19 protein-coding genes are annotated in these 15,294 nt (G+C 69.1%); 5 read left to right on the top strand and 14 right to left on the bottom strand.

Annotation, left to right across the window (positions count from 1 at the left end; genetic code table 11):
• Positions 1-47: 47 nt before the first annotated feature.
• From SSMG_RS05325 to SSMG_RS05300, 6 genes are all read right to left on the bottom strand, one after another.
• On the bottom strand, positions 48-656 hold the full coding sequence (locus SSMG_RS05325) for a response regulator transcription factor (RefSeq protein ID WP_009073515.1): 609 nt from the start codon (positions 654-656) through the stop codon (positions 48-50).
• The gene (locus SSMG_RS05320) at positions 653-1,708 is read right to left on the bottom strand and encodes a sensor histidine kinase (RefSeq protein ID WP_199785806.1); all 1,056 of its coding nucleotides are present in this window, start codon (positions 1,706-1,708) and stop codon (positions 653-655) included. Before SSMG_RS05320 ends, SSMG_RS05325 begins: the two co-directional genes overlap by 4 nt.
• A gap of 10 nt (positions 1,709-1,718) precedes the next feature.
• Complete coding sequence (locus tag SSMG_RS05315; RefSeq protein WP_037712637.1) at positions 1,719-2,126, bottom strand: hypothetical protein; 408 nt, start codon at positions 2,124-2,126, stop codon at positions 1,719-1,721.
• A gap of 144 nt (positions 2,127-2,270) precedes the next feature.
• Positions 2,271-3,182: a hypothetical protein gene (locus tag SSMG_RS44620; RefSeq protein ID WP_009073510.1), complete on the bottom strand. Its 912-nt coding sequence runs from the start codon at positions 3,180-3,182 to the stop codon at positions 2,271-2,273.
• A 172-nt stretch (positions 3,183-3,354) separates the two neighbouring features.
• Positions 3,355-4,047, bottom strand: a complete 693-nt coding sequence (locus SSMG_RS05305; RefSeq protein WP_009073508.1) for an alpha/beta fold hydrolase — start codon at positions 4,045-4,047, stop codon at positions 3,355-3,357.
• Positions 4,048-4,132: 85 nt separating this feature from the next.
• Positions 4,133-4,897, bottom strand: coding sequence for a helix-turn-helix transcriptional regulator (locus SSMG_RS05300; protein ID WP_009073506.1), 765 nt, complete (start codon positions 4,895-4,897; stop codon positions 4,133-4,135).
• 86 nt (positions 4,898-4,983) lie between these two features.
• On the opposite strand from SSMG_RS05300, the gene SSMG_RS05295 reads away from it, so the two are divergent.
• Positions 4,984-5,748 carry a sulfite exporter TauE/SafE family protein gene (locus SSMG_RS05295; protein WP_037712634.1) on the top strand — a complete coding sequence of 255 codons (765 nt, stop codon included), beginning with the start codon at positions 4,984-4,986 and terminating at the stop codon, positions 5,746-5,748.
• Here SSMG_RS05295 and SSMG_RS05290 read toward each other — a convergent pair.
• Positions 5,741-6,097: an ArsC/Spx/MgsR family protein gene (locus SSMG_RS05290; protein ID WP_009073502.1), complete on the bottom strand. Its 357-nt coding sequence runs from the start codon at positions 6,095-6,097 to the stop codon at positions 5,741-5,743. The genes SSMG_RS05295 and SSMG_RS05290 overlap by 8 nt on opposite strands.
• A gap of 111 nt (positions 6,098-6,208) precedes the next feature.
• Between SSMG_RS05290 and SSMG_RS05285 the strand changes: the two genes are divergently transcribed.
• Entirely contained in the window at positions 6,209-6,742 is a 534-nt protein-coding gene (locus tag SSMG_RS05285; RefSeq protein ID WP_037712631.1) for a GNAT family N-acetyltransferase, read from the top strand.
• Positions 6,743-7,314: 572 nt separating this feature from the next.
• On the opposite strand, the gene SSMG_RS05280 is transcribed toward SSMG_RS05285, so the two are convergent.
• A complete protein-coding gene (locus SSMG_RS05280; RefSeq protein WP_009073497.1) occupies positions 7,315-7,950 on the bottom strand; it encodes an FMN-dependent NADH-azoreductase in 636 nt (211 codons plus the stop codon).
• Between the two features lie 85 nt (positions 7,951-8,035).
• Between SSMG_RS05280 and SSMG_RS05275 the strand changes: the two genes are divergently transcribed.
• Together SSMG_RS05275 and SSMG_RS05270 are read left to right on the top strand one after the other, a co-directional pair.
• Positions 8,036-8,512, top strand: coding sequence for a MarR family winged helix-turn-helix transcriptional regulator (locus SSMG_RS05275; protein ID WP_037712629.1), 477 nt, complete (start codon positions 8,036-8,038; stop codon positions 8,510-8,512).
• A 16-nt stretch (positions 8,513-8,528) separates the two neighbouring features.
• The gene (locus tag SSMG_RS05270) at positions 8,529-10,118 is read left to right on the top strand and encodes a DNA polymerase domain-containing protein (RefSeq protein ID WP_009073493.1); all 1,590 of its coding nucleotides are present in this window, start codon (positions 8,529-8,531) and stop codon (positions 10,116-10,118) included.
• Here SSMG_RS05270 and SSMG_RS05265 read toward each other — a convergent pair.
• Both SSMG_RS05265 and SSMG_RS05260 read right to left on the bottom strand, forming a co-directional pair.
• Positions 10,009-11,409: an MFS transporter gene (locus tag SSMG_RS05265; protein WP_009073491.1), complete on the bottom strand. Its 1,401-nt coding sequence runs from the start codon at positions 11,407-11,409 to the stop codon at positions 10,009-10,011. The two genes, SSMG_RS05270 and SSMG_RS05265, sit on opposite strands and share 110 nt — an antisense overlap.
• A gap of 85 nt (positions 11,410-11,494) precedes the next feature.
• Positions 11,495-12,052, bottom strand: a complete 558-nt coding sequence (locus SSMG_RS05260) for a helix-turn-helix domain-containing protein (RefSeq protein WP_009073489.1) — start codon at positions 12,050-12,052, stop codon at positions 11,495-11,497.
• A 42-nt stretch (positions 12,053-12,094) separates the two neighbouring features.
• Here SSMG_RS05260 and SSMG_RS05255 point away from each other — a divergent pair, with 42 nt between their 5' ends.
• Positions 12,095-12,616 (top strand): arsinothricin resistance N-acetyltransferase ArsN1 family B, encoded by a 522-nt coding sequence (locus tag SSMG_RS05255; protein WP_199785805.1) that lies wholly within the window; start codon positions 12,095-12,097, stop codon positions 12,614-12,616.
• Here SSMG_RS05255 and SSMG_RS42240 read toward each other — a convergent pair.
• The 4 genes from SSMG_RS42240 to SSMG_RS05235 all read right to left on the bottom strand — a co-directional run bounded on the left by SSMG_RS42240 (position 12,613) and on the right by SSMG_RS05235 (position 15,180).
• Positions 12,613-13,602, bottom strand: a complete 990-nt coding sequence (locus SSMG_RS42240; RefSeq protein ID WP_050788117.1) for a hypothetical protein — start codon at positions 13,600-13,602, stop codon at positions 12,613-12,615. The two genes, SSMG_RS05255 and SSMG_RS42240, sit on opposite strands and share 4 nt — an antisense overlap.
• A complete protein-coding gene (locus SSMG_RS05245) occupies positions 13,599-14,162 on the bottom strand; it encodes a hypothetical protein (protein WP_158687990.1) in 564 nt (187 codons plus the stop codon). The genes SSMG_RS42240 and SSMG_RS05245 overlap by 4 nt, the downstream gene beginning before the upstream one ends.
• Positions 14,163-14,246: 84 nt before the next feature.
• Positions 14,247-14,543: a DUF6204 family protein gene (locus tag SSMG_RS05240; protein WP_037712625.1), complete on the bottom strand. Its 297-nt coding sequence runs from the start codon at positions 14,541-14,543 to the stop codon at positions 14,247-14,249.
• Between the two features lies 1 nt (position 14,544).
• On the bottom strand, positions 14,545-15,180 hold the full coding sequence (locus SSMG_RS05235) for a TetR/AcrR family transcriptional regulator (RefSeq protein ID WP_009073479.1): 636 nt from the start codon (positions 15,178-15,180) through the stop codon (positions 14,545-14,547).
• Positions 15,181-15,294 lie beyond the last annotated feature (114 nt).

Genomic DNA, 15,294 nt, shown 5'->3' with positions numbered 1-15,294 from the left:
ACCCACCAAAAGCAATGTCGCCCGCCAGGGCGACGAGCCGAACACCCTCACAACCACCCCCTCTCCTCAGCCACCCGAACCGCCCCCATCCGATTCCGGGCCCCAGTCTTCGCAATAGCCCCAGACAAATAATTCCGCACAGTCCCCACCGACAAATACAAACTCCCGGCAATCTCCGCCACCGACCCGCCACCCCGCGCCGCGATCAACACATCCCTCTCCCGAGCAGTCAACGGCGATTCCCCCGCAGCCAAAGTCGCCACCGCCAGCGCCGGATCCACCACCCGCTCCCCCGCCATCACCCGCCGGATAGCGTCCCCCAACGCCTCCGCGGGCGCGTCCTTGACCACAAACCCCAGCGCCCCAGCCTCCATCGCCCGCCGCAAATACCCGGCCCGCCCGAACGTCGTCAAAACCACCACCCGGCACCCCGGCACCTGCTCCGCCAAAACCGCGGCCGCGGCCAACCCGTCCAACCCGGGCATCTCGATATCCAGCAACGCCACATCCGGCCGATGCTCAAGCGCGGCCCCCACCACCTCATCCCCGCGCCCCACCTGCGCGACCACCACGAAATCGTCCTCAAGATCAAGCAGGGTCCCCAACGCCTGCCGCACCAAAACCTGATCATCCGCGAGCAGCAACCGAATAGTCACGCCACAGTCACCCGCAACCGCCACCCCCGAGGCCGAACCGGCCCCGCCTCCATCCGCCCGCCGGCGGCCGCCACCCGATCCCGCAACCCGGACAACCCATTTCCCGGACCCGCGGCGGAACCAATCCCATCGTCCCGAATCTCCACCGAAGCCCCGGAAACAATCACCGAACAAGCAGTAGCCCGAGAATGCCGCACCACGTTAGTCAGCCCCTCCCGAACCACCCAGCCGAACAACTCCTGATGCGGGCCATCCGCCGCGGTAGGCAAATCCGCACTGATCCCGGCCGCCCGCAACAATTCCCGCCCCCTCGCCAGCTCCCCGGCCAGCGTCACTTCCCGATACCCGGAAACCGCCGCCCGCACGTCCGCCAATGCCTGCCGCGACAACTGCTCAACCTGCCCGATCTCCTCGACCACTCGCTCATCCCCCTTGGCCGCGAGCCGCCGGGCGAGATTGCTCTTCACCGTGATCGCGGTGAGCGAATGGCCTAAAAGATCGTGCAAATCCCGCGAAATCCGCGAACGTTCCGCATCGGCGGCCAACCGCTGCACCTCCGCCCGCGCCTGCACCAGCGCCCGGTTCGCCCGCAACGCCTCCGCGAACGCGACGACCACCAGCACGGTGAACACCAGCGCCGCGGCCTGCGCCCACCCCGGGTCCGCCCGCCAGACCGCCCACGGCACCACCACAGTCGCCGCCGCGGCGACCGGCACGATTGCCACCCCCCACCGTGGCAACCGCGGCACCGCGAGCGAAACCACCACCGCGAGCAGGTAAAACGCGTTCGCCTGGGCGATCGGCAGGACGACGGCGAACAGCACCGTCAACGCGCCGGTCAGGATCCAGAAAACACGGCTCCGGTACTCGTAAGCGGCGACGGCCGCCCCGATGTAGCACGCGCAGAACCCCAGCAACGCCACCACCGCCGCCGGCCGGTCCGCTACCTGGACGAGGACGATCAGCGGATACACCAGGAGGCCGGCGTCCAGCACGAGCCTGCGCCAGCCCAGCACCCAGCGCTGCGCGTCGGAATCGGGGCCGCGGTCCACGTCCGGCACGCTACTCGGAGTACAGCGAACGCACGTGCCGTCCGTTGACCAGGACGACCACCGCCAGCAGCAGCGCCCCGCAGACGCCCTGCTCAAGCCGGACCCACAGCGGCAGGAACCCCGGAATCGACACGATGACGATGATGGCGACCGTCATCACCGCCGAGACGATCCGGAGCCGCAGCAGCCCCCGTTTCGAGCCGCGGGCCGCGCTTCTCGCGAACAGGAACGTCAGGAGCGCGCTGGCCGCCACGATCGTGGCCCGGACCCAGACGACGTCGGTGACCATCGACGGGTCGTCGCGGAAGAGGAAAATCGCGCCGAGGGTGAGCACGCTCAGCGCCAGATAAGCCCCGGTGAGAACGCGGACCGCCCGGACGCGGGGAGATGCGGAAACCGTTGCGGTGCGGGAGTTCATGACTGTCCTTTCCGGACCGGTGGATCGGCCCGGAGGATCCGGCGCCGCTTGCCCGTCCATGGTGGTCGGGACGGGCAAGCGAGCCGTAGTGTCACCGCGCATCGGTGCGCGATGACATTTGTCAGAACCCGGTCATCCGCGCCGTCAGCGGGCAGCGGTGAGCTTCGGCCCGATCGCCGCGCCGACGACCACGAGCACGCCGCCGAGGAGGAGCAAATACGCGCCGAGACCGATCTTCGACAGATCCTCGGAGAACATCGCGACGATGCCCGCGATGTGGAAGATCAGCATGAGGGTGGCCCGGCCCGCGAAGACGGTGCGGTACCACCAGAAGTTCGGCGGCGTCAGTTCGCGGCTGCGGATCCCGCTCAGCCAGTAGGCGGACTTCTTGCCGCGCAGCGCGCCGAGCGTCCACGGGAGAGTGGATCCCAGCGTCGCGGCGATCAGGATGAACGCGAGGAACCGCACGTACATCGCGGCGAAGCTGTCCATGCCGGACGTCATCTTGCCGAAGGCGTCGATGAAGGTGACCGAGGCCGTTTGCGAGCCCAAGGTGAACGTGACCCAGGGGATGAAGAGGGCGACGACCTCGAGGATGGCGCCGAGAACCACCGGGATGGCGCCGAGCCCCGGAGTGGTGAGCGGCTGGTTCTGGGGCAGGAAACCAGGGCCGGACTGGGGTGCGGCGTACCCGGCTCCGGGCGGCTGGGCAGGGTAGCCCGGCTGCGGCGCGGGATAGCCCGGCGGTTGTGCGGGATAACCCTGCTGGCCCGGGTAGGCCGCTTGGCCCGGGTACTGGCCCGGCTGGCCCGGCTGCCCCGCGTACTGCCCAGGCTGCCCCGGGTACTGCCCCGGTTGCCCGGCCTGGCCCGGGTACGCGCCCGGCGCGGGCTGGCCCGGATACTGCTGCTGCCCGTACTGCGGAGCCTGCCCGGGCTGTTGCGGATAGCCCGGCTGGTGCCCGGCGCCCGGCGGAGGCGCCTGCCATCCCGGCGGGACCGCGCCCGGTTCCTGCGGCGTGCCCGGCTGCTCCTGTGGACCCCCTGAGGTACTCATGGCCGCCGATGGTAACTGCCGTACCGACGGTGTGAACGGCGAAAGACCGCCTCGGGCATGACGAGTCCGCACAACGGGACCGGCAGGCTCCCCAGACGCCGCACAATCAACCCGCTGACCAGGTCAATGGCCGCGGTCGAGCCCGGAGCGGACGAGCCGCACCGCGTCAAGATCACTGGGCGGCAGCGCGCAGGATCAGCTCCGCGACCGCCTCCGGCTGCGAAACCAGCACCGCGTGCGAAGCGTCCGCCACCTCGACCACCTCCGCCTCCGCGCGTTCCGCCATGAAACGCTGCGCCGCCGGCGGGATGTTCTTGTCCGCGGTCGGGATCAGGCTGTACACCGGCAAGTCCTTCCACGCCGGAGCGGGCGAGGCCTCGTCCAGGGCCGCCGCGGCGATCGGGCGCTGGCCCGCTGCCATCAGGCCGGCCTGCGCGGCCGGGACGTCGGCTGCGAACTGCTGGCGGAACAGGTCCTGCCGGACATAGAGGTCGACGCCGTTCGACAGGGCGACCTGCTCCAACGTCTCCCCCAGCGTCCCGCCGGGGAACTTCCCGGCCAGCTCACCGGCACTTTCGCCCTCGTCCGGAAGGAAACCGGCGATGTACACCAGCGCCCGTACCCCGGGATGGCCCGCCGCGGCGGCCGAGATCACCGAGCCGCCGTAGGAGTGGCCGGCCAGGACGATCGGGCCCTCGATGCTGTCCAGCAAAGACCGCACGTAGGCGGCGTCTTCGGCGACTCCGCGCAGCGGGTTCGCCGCGGCGAGCACCCGGTGCCCGGCCGCCTGAAGCCGCTCGGTCACCCCGTTCCAGCTGGACGAATCCGCGAACGCGCCGTGCACCAGAACGACAGTGGCAGTCATGGGGTCCTCCTCAGAGAAAGTTCCGGACGATGCCAACTGTACAACTGAATTGTGCACAATCAGATTGCGTCCTATGAGATCCGGGTCACTGCTCCCGATAGGACCGCGGCGGGGCGCCGAGCAGGCGGCTGAACATCGTCGTGAAGGCGGCGGGGCTTTCGTATCCGAGGGTGGCGGCGACCTCGGCGACCGGAAGGTCCGAAGCCAGCAGCGGGAGCGCGTGCAGCACACAGGCCCGCTCCCGCCAGCGGGCGAAGCTCAGGCCCGTTTCGGCGCGGAAGAGCCGGTGCAGCGTCCGTTCGCTGACATGCAACTCCTCGGCCCAGCGCGCGGGCGGATCGTGCACATCTGGGGAGTCCGAAAAGGACTGACACAGGGCGCGCAAGCCCTCGTGCCGCGGCCACGGGAGGTCGAGCGGCAAGGGCACGCAGCGGGAGATTTCATGCAGCAGAAGGGAAATCAGCGTCGCATCACGGCCGCGGCGAGGGTATTCGGGCGCGACGTCCACAGCTTCCCGCAGCAGTTCCCGCAGCAGGGGCGAGACGTCGACGGCCTGGCAGCGGCGCGGGAACCACGGCACGGCGGACGGTTCCAGATACAGACTGCGCGTGGTCACGTTCGTCATCACGACGCTGTGGTCGGTCTCCGGCGGAATGAGCACCGCGCGTCGCGTTGGGACGGTCCAGGTTCCGTCTGCCGTCCCGACACGCATGGAACCGGTGGCACCGTAGAGGAATTGCGCGCGGCGATGGCGATGCGGCGGCAGGAAGTGCTCCGGCGGGTAGTCCGTGCTGATCGCGAGCACGGCCCGCGGCAGGGCGTCGACCTCGGACAACGGGACGTTGCGCATGCCTCCAGCGTAGATGTCCGATCCTCGAAAGAACCTGGCGAATCTTCGGATGCGCGCCGCACCTGGCAAGACCTACCTTGAAGCCAGTGTTGACCTCGATCCTGATTCTTCTGCTCTTCGGCTGCCTCAGCGGCGTCACGACCGTGCTGTTCGGGTTCGGCGGCGGATTCGTCACCGTGCCGGTGGTCGCGGCGGTCACGAGCCGCGGCGACGCGATGCATGTCGCCGTCGCGACGTCCACCGCGGTGATGGTGGTGAACGCGGTCAGCGCGACCGTCGTGCAAGCCCGGGCCGGACGGCTCCGTCGCGACTACCTCTGGCCGCTCGCCGCGTTCGTCGCTCTCGGTGCCGTGGCGGGTTCGGTGGCCGCGACCTATGCCGGGGACGGACTGTTGCGCGTCCTGTTCCTCGCTTACCTGGCGGTGACCATTGTGGACAGTCTGGCGCGCGGCGGATTCCTTAAACCGCAAGGAGAACCCAAGCCGTTGAGCATGTTCACGACTACCGCGGGCGGGGTCGGGATCGGTGCGGTGGCGAGCTTTCTCGGGGTAGGCGGCAGCGTTATGACAGTGCCGTTGCTGCGCCGCAAGGGCCTGCCGATGGCGGACGCGGCCGCGATGGCGAATCCGCTCAGCGTGCCCGTCGCGGTCGTCGCGACGGCGGTTTACGCGACGGCGGGCGGCGGACCGTCCGGGTATCTCGATCCCGTCGCGGGCCTGACGCTGCTGGCCGGTTCGCTGCCGACGATCGCGCTCGTCCGGCGGGTCGCCGACCGGTTGCCGGACAAGGTGCACGCCGTCGCGTATGTGGTGCTGCTGGCGGCCGCGCTGATCGCGGTCGCGGTCAGCTGAGCACGGAGCGGACGGTGTCCTCGTCGCGGGCGACGACCGTGGTGCCGTCGTCGGCGGTGATGATCGGGCGCTGGATCAGCTCCGGGTGCTCGGCGAGCGCGGCGATCCACCGTGGACGGTCCTCCGGCGTCCGCGACCAGGATTTCAGCCCGAGTTCACCGGCGATTTTCTCGCCGGTGCGGGTGATGTCCCACGGGTCGAGGCCGAGCCGGTCGAGCACCGCGACGAGTTCCGCCTCGGTCGGCGGGTCCTCCAGGTAGCGGCGCACGGTGTACTCCGCGCCGGCCTCGTCGAGCAGCGACACCGCCGAGCGGCATTTGGAACAACGCGGGTTCACCCAGATCTCCACCGGCGCAGTTTAACGCGCCGCCATATCGGGCGGAGTCCTTGGCGGACAAGAGCCTTCGATGCGTCCTGGATCACCTGCCCGGACCGGGTGGAACGGGCGTACCGTTCGTACATGACCCTGCCGCTGACCACCGAACGTCTCGTGATCCGGGACTGGACGGCTGACGACGCCGAAGCCGCGTTTCAGATCTACGGCTCCGCTGACGTGACGCATTGGCTGACTCCCGCGATGGACCGGGTCGCGGACGTCGCCGCGATGCGGGCCGTGTTGCAGGCCTGGCAGGAGGCGCAGCCCAATTTGATCCCGCCCCGGGGACGGTGGGCGGTGGAGACGCGGGCCGATGGCCGGGTCGTCGGGGGGCTGGGGATTCGGTTGCTGCCTCCTTATCGGGAGGATTTGGAGTTGAGCTGGCAGTTGCGGCCTGAGGAGTGGGGGCACGGGTACGCGACCGAGGCTGGGCGGGCGTTGGTGGAGTGGGCGTTTTCCCAGGACGGGACGGATGAGTTGTTCGCGGTTGCCCGGCCGGGGAATTCCCGGGCTATCGCTACTGCGGAGCGGATTGGGATGCAGTGGGTGGGGGAGACGGTCAAGTATTACGGGTTGAGGCTGCAGGTTTATCGGGTTCGGCGGGGGGATGTGGTTTGAGTTCTTCCGGTGGGGTTTCGGCTCGTCGCCCTGGGGGGCGACATTGCCGTTCCTTGGGTTGCGTGGGGCACCCCGAAGGTTGATTGTGCTGACGGTTCGGGGGTGCTTGTCAAGGCGGGAAAGATGCCTTGACAAGCACCCCCGAACCGCAGAGAGGCTTCGTATCGGGGTTGGGGAAGGTCTGGGTGCCCCCGGTGTTTGGGTGCACTGGCTGCGGTTTTTTGCGCGACTCGGGTGTCAGTGCGTTGAGCGGAGCGGCGTGCGGGTAGCGGGGAGCGCCCCAATGTGGCATTGGGTGCATGCGACGCACCCAATGTGGCGTTCGGTGCGTCAGACGCACCCAATGCCACATTGGGGGATCTCGGCGGGGTCGGCGGGGAGCGGTCCGTGAAGGGCTCCTTGAGGGAATTAGATTCCCTCAAGGAGCCCTTCACGTCCGGCGGGAGGGTCGTGAGGGGAACCCTGAGGGACTCAGAGTCCGTGAGGGTTCCCCTCACGGCAAGGCTGGCGTATCCGGGTGGGTTATGAAGGGATCCTTGAGTTCCTCAAGGGAGCCTTCACATATTGAGGGGTCAGCGGGTGGCGCCGGCGGGGGTCCAGAGGGCGTCGATTTCTCGTTCTGCTGCGGCCAGGCTTTCCGCGGCGTGCGGGCGGAATTCGGACAGGGCGGGGTTGACCTCCGCCATGGTGAATTCCGCGGTGATGAAGCGCGGTTCCAAGCCGGTCAGGGAGAGGCCGTGCGGGAGCCAGCCTTCTGCGTGGTCCCAGCCGTGGCGTGGGGTGCCTTCTCCGTAGCCTCCGCCGCGACTTGCCAGGACCAGGAGTTCTCGGCCGGCCCCCAGCACTGACGGGTCGTCGCCTGCAGAGGCGATCAGGCGGTCTACCCAGGCTTTCACTGAGCTGGGGGCTCCGTAGTTGTAGAGCGGCAGGCCCAGCACCACGGTGTCCGCGGCCAGTACTTCCGCTACCAAGTCTTCGCCGATTCGGGCGGCTTCGCGGTGGGCTTCGGTGTGTTCCGTCGCGGGGGTGATTCGGGCTTCCCAGGCCAGGGGGTCCAGGTGCGGCACTGGGTTCGCGCCCAGATCTCGGTAGGTCACCGTCCCGTCTGGATGGGCGGTTCGCCACGCCTGGGCGGCCCGGGCGCTGAGTTTGCGGCTGACCGAGCGGGGGCCGTTGATGCTGGAGTCGAGGTGCAGCAGGTGTGCCATGTCGATGACCGTCCGTAGATGGTTTGTGTAGGACAAACCATTTATAGCACGGCAGCTACCCCGGCTGTCTCGTAGAATGGACACCATGGCTCCGCTGCCGCTCGTCGCCCAGGCTCCGCGCAGGTCTGGTGCGTTGCTCGAGCACTTCGCGCGCCGCATCCGGCTGCGTGCGGAGAGCGTGCTCGCTCCGTTCGGGCTGCGGCCTCGGCACTTGATCGCGCTGACCGTCCTCCAGACTCGCGGTTCCAGCACCCAGCAGTCCCTCGCGCGGATCCTCGAGATGGACAGCACCAACGTCGTCGGCCTGCTCAACGACCTCGAGGCCGACCAGCTGATCGAGCGGCGGCGTTCGCCGGAGGACCGCAGGCGGCACGTCGTCGTGCTCACCGATCGGGGGGCGAAGGAGCTGGCCCGGGCCGAGGCGGCGCTCGCGGCCGTCGAGGACGAGGTGTTCGCGGCGCTCGATCCCGACCAGCGTGAGCAGCTCTACAACTTGCTGTTGCAAGCGGCTTCCGGAACGGTCGACAGCAGCTCCTGCACGGAGGAGCCACCGACCTGCTGACGGGAGGGGCTAGCTGATGGACGGCGCCGCCGAGAGGCTGGCGAAGTACCGCGCGATGCGCAACTTCGCGAAGACCGACGAGCCGGCCGGCGCGAACGCCCCGCAGGAACCTGGCTACCGGTTCGTCGTCCAGCGGCATCGGGCGCGGCGGAAGCACTACGACTTCCGGCTCGAGCTGGGCGGCGTGCTGGTCAGCTGGGCGGTGCCGAAGGGGCCGACGCTCGACCCGAAGGCGCGGCGGATGGCCGTGCACGTCGAGGACCATCCGCTGGAGTACGCCGATTTCGAGGGGGTGATCCCGCGCGGCGAGTACGGCGGCGGCGACGTGATCGTGTGGGACCGCGGACGCTGGGAGCCGGTCGACACCGACGATCCCGAGCAGGCGCTCGCGGACGGGAACCTGCACTTCGACCTGTACGGCGAGAAGCTGGCCGGGCGCTTCGTGCTGATCCGCCCCAAGAAGGACGACGACGGGAAGCAGTGGTTTCTGCTGCACAAGCAGGACGACCACGCCAGCCCGGGCTGGGACGCCGAGGACCATCCGAAGTCGGTGAAAAGCGGGCTCACCAACGACGAGATCGCGGCCGCTCCCCCGGCGTTGTGGCGCAGCGATCTGCCCGCGACCGAAGCGGAAGTGCCGTTGCACGCGATGTTCGAGCCAGCGTCGGAGGACGAACTCAACGCACTGCACGAGCTGGGCAAGCAGGGCACGTGGACGGTCGCCGGCCGGCAGTTGAAGGTCACCAATCTCGACAAGACGCTGATCCCCGGCCGCGACGGCGAAGCGCCGATCACCAAACGGGAACTGATCGAGTACTACACCCGGATCGCGCCGACGATGCTCCCCTACCTCGCCGGCCGCGCGCTCAACACCAACCGGTTCCCCGGCGGGGTCGGCAAACCCGGGTTCTGGCACAAGGAAGTGCCCGACCACGCGCCGGAATGGCTGCACCGCTGGAATTACGAAGGGGCCGACCCCGGCGACGTGCACCACTATCTCGTGCCGTCGGGCGTCGCGGACCTGGCCTGGCTGGCCAATTTCGCCGCACTGGAACTGCACGCCTGGACGTCGCGCACGTCCGACGTCGAGCATCCGACCTGGCTGCTGTTCGACATCGACCCCGGTTCGGAAACGTCGTTCGACGACGTGCTCGCGCTCGCCCGGCTGCACCGCACCGCGCTCGACCACTTCGGGCTGATCGGGCGGCCGAAGACGACCGGGCAGCGCGGGATCCAGATCTGGGTGCCGATCGAACCGCGGTACACGTACGCCGACACCCGGGCGTGGGCGGAAACCGTGTCGAAGTCGATCGGCAAGATCGTGCCGGACCTGGTGAGCTGGGCGTGGCACAAGGACCGCCGCGGCGGGCTCGCGCGGCTCGACTACACGCAGAACGTGCTGAACAAAACCCTCGTCGCGCCGTACAGCGTGCGGCCGAGGCCGGGGGCGCCGGTGTCCGTCCCGCTGGAGTGGGACGAACTCGACGACCCCGACCTCACTCCGGATCGGTGGACGATCCGGACGGTGCTCGATCGCGTGGCGAAGGCGGGAGATCCGTTCGCGCAGCTGCTCGACGTGCACCAACGCCTGCCGCAGCTGTCGTGAAAATCCCCGCCGCGGCCACGACGGCGAAGCCGATCAGCAGGTAGCGCGCGGAGGTCACCATCGACGGCGCGCCGAGGTTCACCAGCAGACCGGCGATCGAGGCGCCGAACGCGGTCGCCATCGTGAGCACGGTCGCGATCGCGGCCGCTGCTCGCTGACCGCTGGCCATCGCGGCGACCGACAGGTGCGGCATGGCGATACCGATCCCGGTGCCGCCGACGAAAAGGACGACCAGCCACGCCAGTACCGAGGCGTTTTCCTGTTGCAGCAAGGCAAGTACGACGAACGCGCCAGCCAGCAGCGTCGGTCCGGCCAGGCAGAGCACCCGGACGCGACGGGCCGACGAGCTGACGATCTGCCCGGCGGACCAGCCGAAGGACAGCGCGGCGGAGAAGAAACCCGCTGCGGCAGGCGGCAATCCGCCGAGGTGCTGGCCGAACAACGGCAGGAACGACTCGACCGAGACCCCGGCGGCGAGACACATGATGGTCAGGTAGATCCACCGCAGCGGCGAGCCGGATGCGTAGGTTTCCGCGGGCAGCACCCGAACCGCGGCGCGCTTCTCGACCAGCAGAAACGCTGCGATGAAACCGAAACCGAGCACGATGAACGCGGCCATCGCGACGACGTTGGTCAAGATTCCGGCGACGCTCACCGCCCCGACCGCACCCACGACGGCCACCAGCGCGAAGGTCGGCACCGGGGCCGACTCACCGCTCCGTTCACTGCGCGGAAGCGCCCGCGGCACCAGCGCCGCGATCACCACAGCTGCGACGGCCAGCACGACAAAAGCCACCCGCCACGAACCGAATTGCGCGAACAACCCGCCGAGCGCCGGACCGACGAGGTTGCCGACGCCGAACATCGCGGAGATCAACGCGCTCCCCCGCGCCCACAAATGGTGCGGCAGCGCCGAATGAATCACCGCGAACCCGAGTCCGGTCAGCAATCCGGCCCCCAGACCCTGTACTCCGCGACCAGCCAGCAGCACCGGCATCGCCGGGCTAACCGCGCACACCACCGAGCCCGCGGCGAAAACGCCGAACCCGAGGTAGTACGCCGCCGCGTTGCCGAGCCGCGCGAGCGCCCGGCTGACGAACATCGTCGCGACGACCTGCGCGACCAGGAACGCCGTCATGTTCCACGCGTAGAGCCGCTCCCCGCCGATGTCGGCGACCGCGGTCGGCAAAAGGCTGGCCGCCACATAGATGTTGACCGCGCCGACGAGCACGCCGCCGGCCAGCACGACCGCGGTGCTGAAATGCGCTCCCAATTCGCGCCACGAACCCACTTGCTTCTCCTCCCGGATGCTGGTGCGGTCGCATCATGTCCGGGCGGGAGACCCCGGTAATCAGACAATTCCGGCGTGAACTGAGTCACACTTTGGTGAGCACCACCAGATAGCGGCACGGCTGGGTTCCAGGGTTCTCGTAGGCGCAATCGACCGGACGGCCCAGCTGAAGACAGTCGCCCTCGGCAAGTTCGTGCACGACTTCGCCTTCGTGGAACCGCAACTGGCCGGACAGCACCCAGACCTGGTGCTCGGCGAAGGCGTAGGAACTGGCCGGAAACCCGGCTTTCGCACCGGGCGGCAGCTCGACTTCCACCAATTCGGTCGCGCCGTGCCCGGGTGGCGAGACCGCGCGGCGCACGTAGCCGGTGACCGGATCCTGCCAGGTCGGCTGGTCTTCGCGACGCGCGAGACGGCGGTCGTCGCCCTCCGCGCGGGCGATGAGTTCGGACAGCGTCAGCCCGAGCGCGGTGGCGAGCCGGCTCAGCAGGACGGCCGTCGGCTGCGCTTCGCCGCGTTCGATTTTCCCGATCATGGCACGGGAAACTCCGGAACGTTCGGCGAGCACGCCAGCGGACAGCGCACGGTCCTGCCGAGCTTCGCGCACCGCCGCGGCGAGCGAAACGGAGAGGGGATCGGTCACAGTGGTCGACTATAGCAGCGGATTGTGTCTACTATCGTGGACATGTTGATCCGAGCTGCCGAAGAACGGGACGCCGAGGCGTGCGCGGCGATCTACGCGCCGTACGTCCGGGACACCACGATCAGCTTCGAGACCGAACCGCCGACGCCGACGGAAATGGCCGCGCGCATCGCGAAGGCGACGAAGTCGTACGCGTGGCTGGTGCTGGAAATGGACGGCTCAGTGGTCGGATACGCGTACGGCAGCCCGTACAAGGAGCGCGCGGCTTACCGTTGGTCGTGCGAGGTGAGTGTCTACCTGGCGCAGGACCGCCGACGCGCGGGTGGCGGAAAAGCCTTGTACGAAGCCCTTTTCGCCCGGCTCGCCGAACGCGGCTTCCGGATGGCCGTCGCCGGGATGACCCAGCCGAACGAGCCGAGCGTCGGGCTGCACAAGGCAATGGGCTTCGAACTCATCGGGACTTGGCGGCGGATCGGCTGGAAACACGGTGCCTGGCGCGACGTCACCTGGATGCAGCGAGAACTCGTCCCGGCCTCGGACGACACCCCGGAGGAACCGCGTTAGTCCACGCCGAGGTCCAGTTCCTCGATGTCGTGCTCCAGCCGCGCGCGCCAGGACCATTTCGGTTCGGTCCAGTCGGTGTCCGACGGCGGCGGCTCCCCCAGCGGCAGCGCGGGATCGACCACGCCGTGCGTCACCCGGTAGGCCAGCGCGGACGTCGCTGCCCGGATCCACTTGTCCCCTGCCGCACCGGACGGCGGCGCGACTCCGAACGCGTGCGTGAACCACACCGGCAGCAGCGCGCTCGACCCGATCGCGTCGGTGATCCGCTCGCGCAGCCGCGAATGCAGCTCCTCCCAATCCCGTTCGCACTTCTCGATCTGCGGCAGCACCCGGGTCCGCGTCACCTCGTCCGCGGCCAGAACCTGGTGCGCCGCTTCGGCATCCTGCTGCGCGGCGGGCAGCTGACGATCCAGGACACCGCGCCGCCGCGCGACCACCTCGGGCAGTCGCGCCTCCGCGTCGTCCCGTTCCGGCGTGCCGCGTTCGGCTTTCGCCAGCACTTCCAGCACCGCGATGAGCGCTTCTTCGCTCTGCGCCAACGCTTCCCGCGCCTTCGGCAGCCGCGCGACGTCCTCTTCGTACGGTCGGCGCTGGCTCGGCGTGAGCAGCTGCGCGGCGAGGCTGTGCCGCCGCTCCGCCTCCGCGGCGAGCCGCCGTATCTGCGGGCCGACGTCCTCCAGGTCGACCACCGGGACCTTCTCCGACACCCGCACCGCGCGTTCGAGCACCAGCAGCCGCTGCCGGAGCCGTTCGAGCTGGCGGGCCGTGTGGTCCAGCCGGGTTTCGTGCCGGGAGTGCGTTTCGGTGAAGGACTCGACCGTCTCGCGCAGTTCGGAAAGCTCGCGGACAGTGCGGTTTTCCAGATCCTCGACGGTCTCTTGCATACCGCCGACCGTGTCGGTGAGGGCAACGAGTTCCGGATCGGCCTCCGGGACTTCCTCGGCCGGGTAGTACTCGGTGTCGCGGTAGTACTCGGAGTAGGTCACCGCGCCTCCCGCACGAGGAACGCCACGGTCGCCACCGTGGTGAGCGCGGCCAGGATGACCACGATCAGCTGAGCAGTCGGCGCGACCCCGATGAGCGCGACCGCGGTGAAGATCGCGGCGAGCGCCCCGCTGTACGCAGCGCGCTGCCGCCGGTTGACCATCAACGGCGTCGGCCCGAGCGGCCCGAACGCGATCCGCAGACCGGCGCCCAGCAGCGGCAACGCGAGCAGCAACCAGATCACGTTGAGCGCGCCGAACAGCATCATCGCCCCGCTCACCATCCCGACCGCGACCGGCGCGACCGCCAGGTACAACGTCGTCCGCTGCACCTTCCCGCGCTTCGCTTCCAGCCGGGCGAGCCGCACCTGCTCGACGGCGACGTCGACCTCTTTCTCGGTGCGCAGCAGCGCCTCCGCCCGCTCGACCAAGGCGTCGAGCGTCTGCGTGCGTTCGTCGTCCGCCTGGTCCGGCAGCTGCGCCAGACCCGCACGAAGCTCGCGGCGGAGCGCGGACGCGCGCGCCATCACGTGGTCGCGCTGGTCCTCGGCAGGCGTAGTCACCTCGCCACTGTAGGTACGAAGCGGGCCGAACCCGGGGAACGACGCGACTTCGGCCGGTTCCAGTCAGCGGCGCAGCAGGTCTCACTAGCGGTTCTTGCGCCGGATCTTGATCGCCCGCAAGTCGGTCACCGCGTAGTTGAGGTCCCGGTACGGCAGGCCGTGCGCGGCCAGCGCGGCGGTCGCGCCGTCTTTGGCCGCGCGTTCGTCGTCGTCCGGGCCGGCCGGGACCTGGCAGCGGAAGGTGAATGCCGTCGCGTTGACGTCGTGCGTGAAGGTGCCTTCCTCGGTGAAGGCGACGTCGGTCTTGGCGTCCAGCACGCGGCGAGCATCCTCGTCGAGAGCGTCGAATTTGCCGCGGATGAGCACGCGAAACGCGTCCATGTCAGGTGTCCTTCCGGGTCGCATAAGTCAGTACTTGTTCGCTGAGCAGGCCTTCCACCGCGTCGAGGAGCGTCAGCGCCGCCTCCGCGATGTCGTCCGGCTGCTCTCCGGCGACGGTGCGTTTGCCGATCTCGCCGTACAGCAGGCTGTGCACCCAGCCGATCTGCGCGGCGACCAGCCCGGGCACCGGATCCCCCGGCGCCGCACCGGTTTCCGCGGTCAGCAGATCGGCGAGTTCGGCGACCATCTGCTCGCCGAGGTCCCGCAACCGGGCGGCGAGCGTGGGCGCGGCCAGCATCATCGGCAGCACCCGGCCGAATCCCGGGCTGAGCCCGACCGTCCGCGAGCGCTGCCGGATCTCGCCGCGCAGGCGGTCCAGCACCGCGCGGGCCGCGGACACCCCCTGGCCCCGCGCCGCCACGATCTCGGCCAGCCGCCCCGCGGATGCCTCGGCGGGCGGCAGCACCAGGTCTTCCTTGACGCGGAAGTGGTTGTAGACCGTGTTGACCGCGACGTCGGCGGCCTCGGCCACCTCGGCGATCGTCACCGCCTCGAATCCGCGCTCGACGAACATCCGCAGCGCGGTTTCCACGATGCGCCGCACCGTCTCCTGCTTCTTCCGCTCTCGAAGTCCCACGCCGGAAAGTGAAGCAGACTGCAAACTTGGTGTCGACTCCATTTTCTGCCCCGAACCTCCCGGATATCGGGGAGATCCCGGAGGACGGGACGGCCTCCGGCGCGGCATCATCGA

Source organism: Streptomyces sp. AA4 (assembly GCF_000158875.1).
Classification (GTDB): domain Bacteria; phylum Actinomycetota; class Actinomycetes; order Mycobacteriales; family Pseudonocardiaceae; genus Amycolatopsis.
This window is presented reverse-complemented; position numbering and strand designations above follow the sequence as displayed.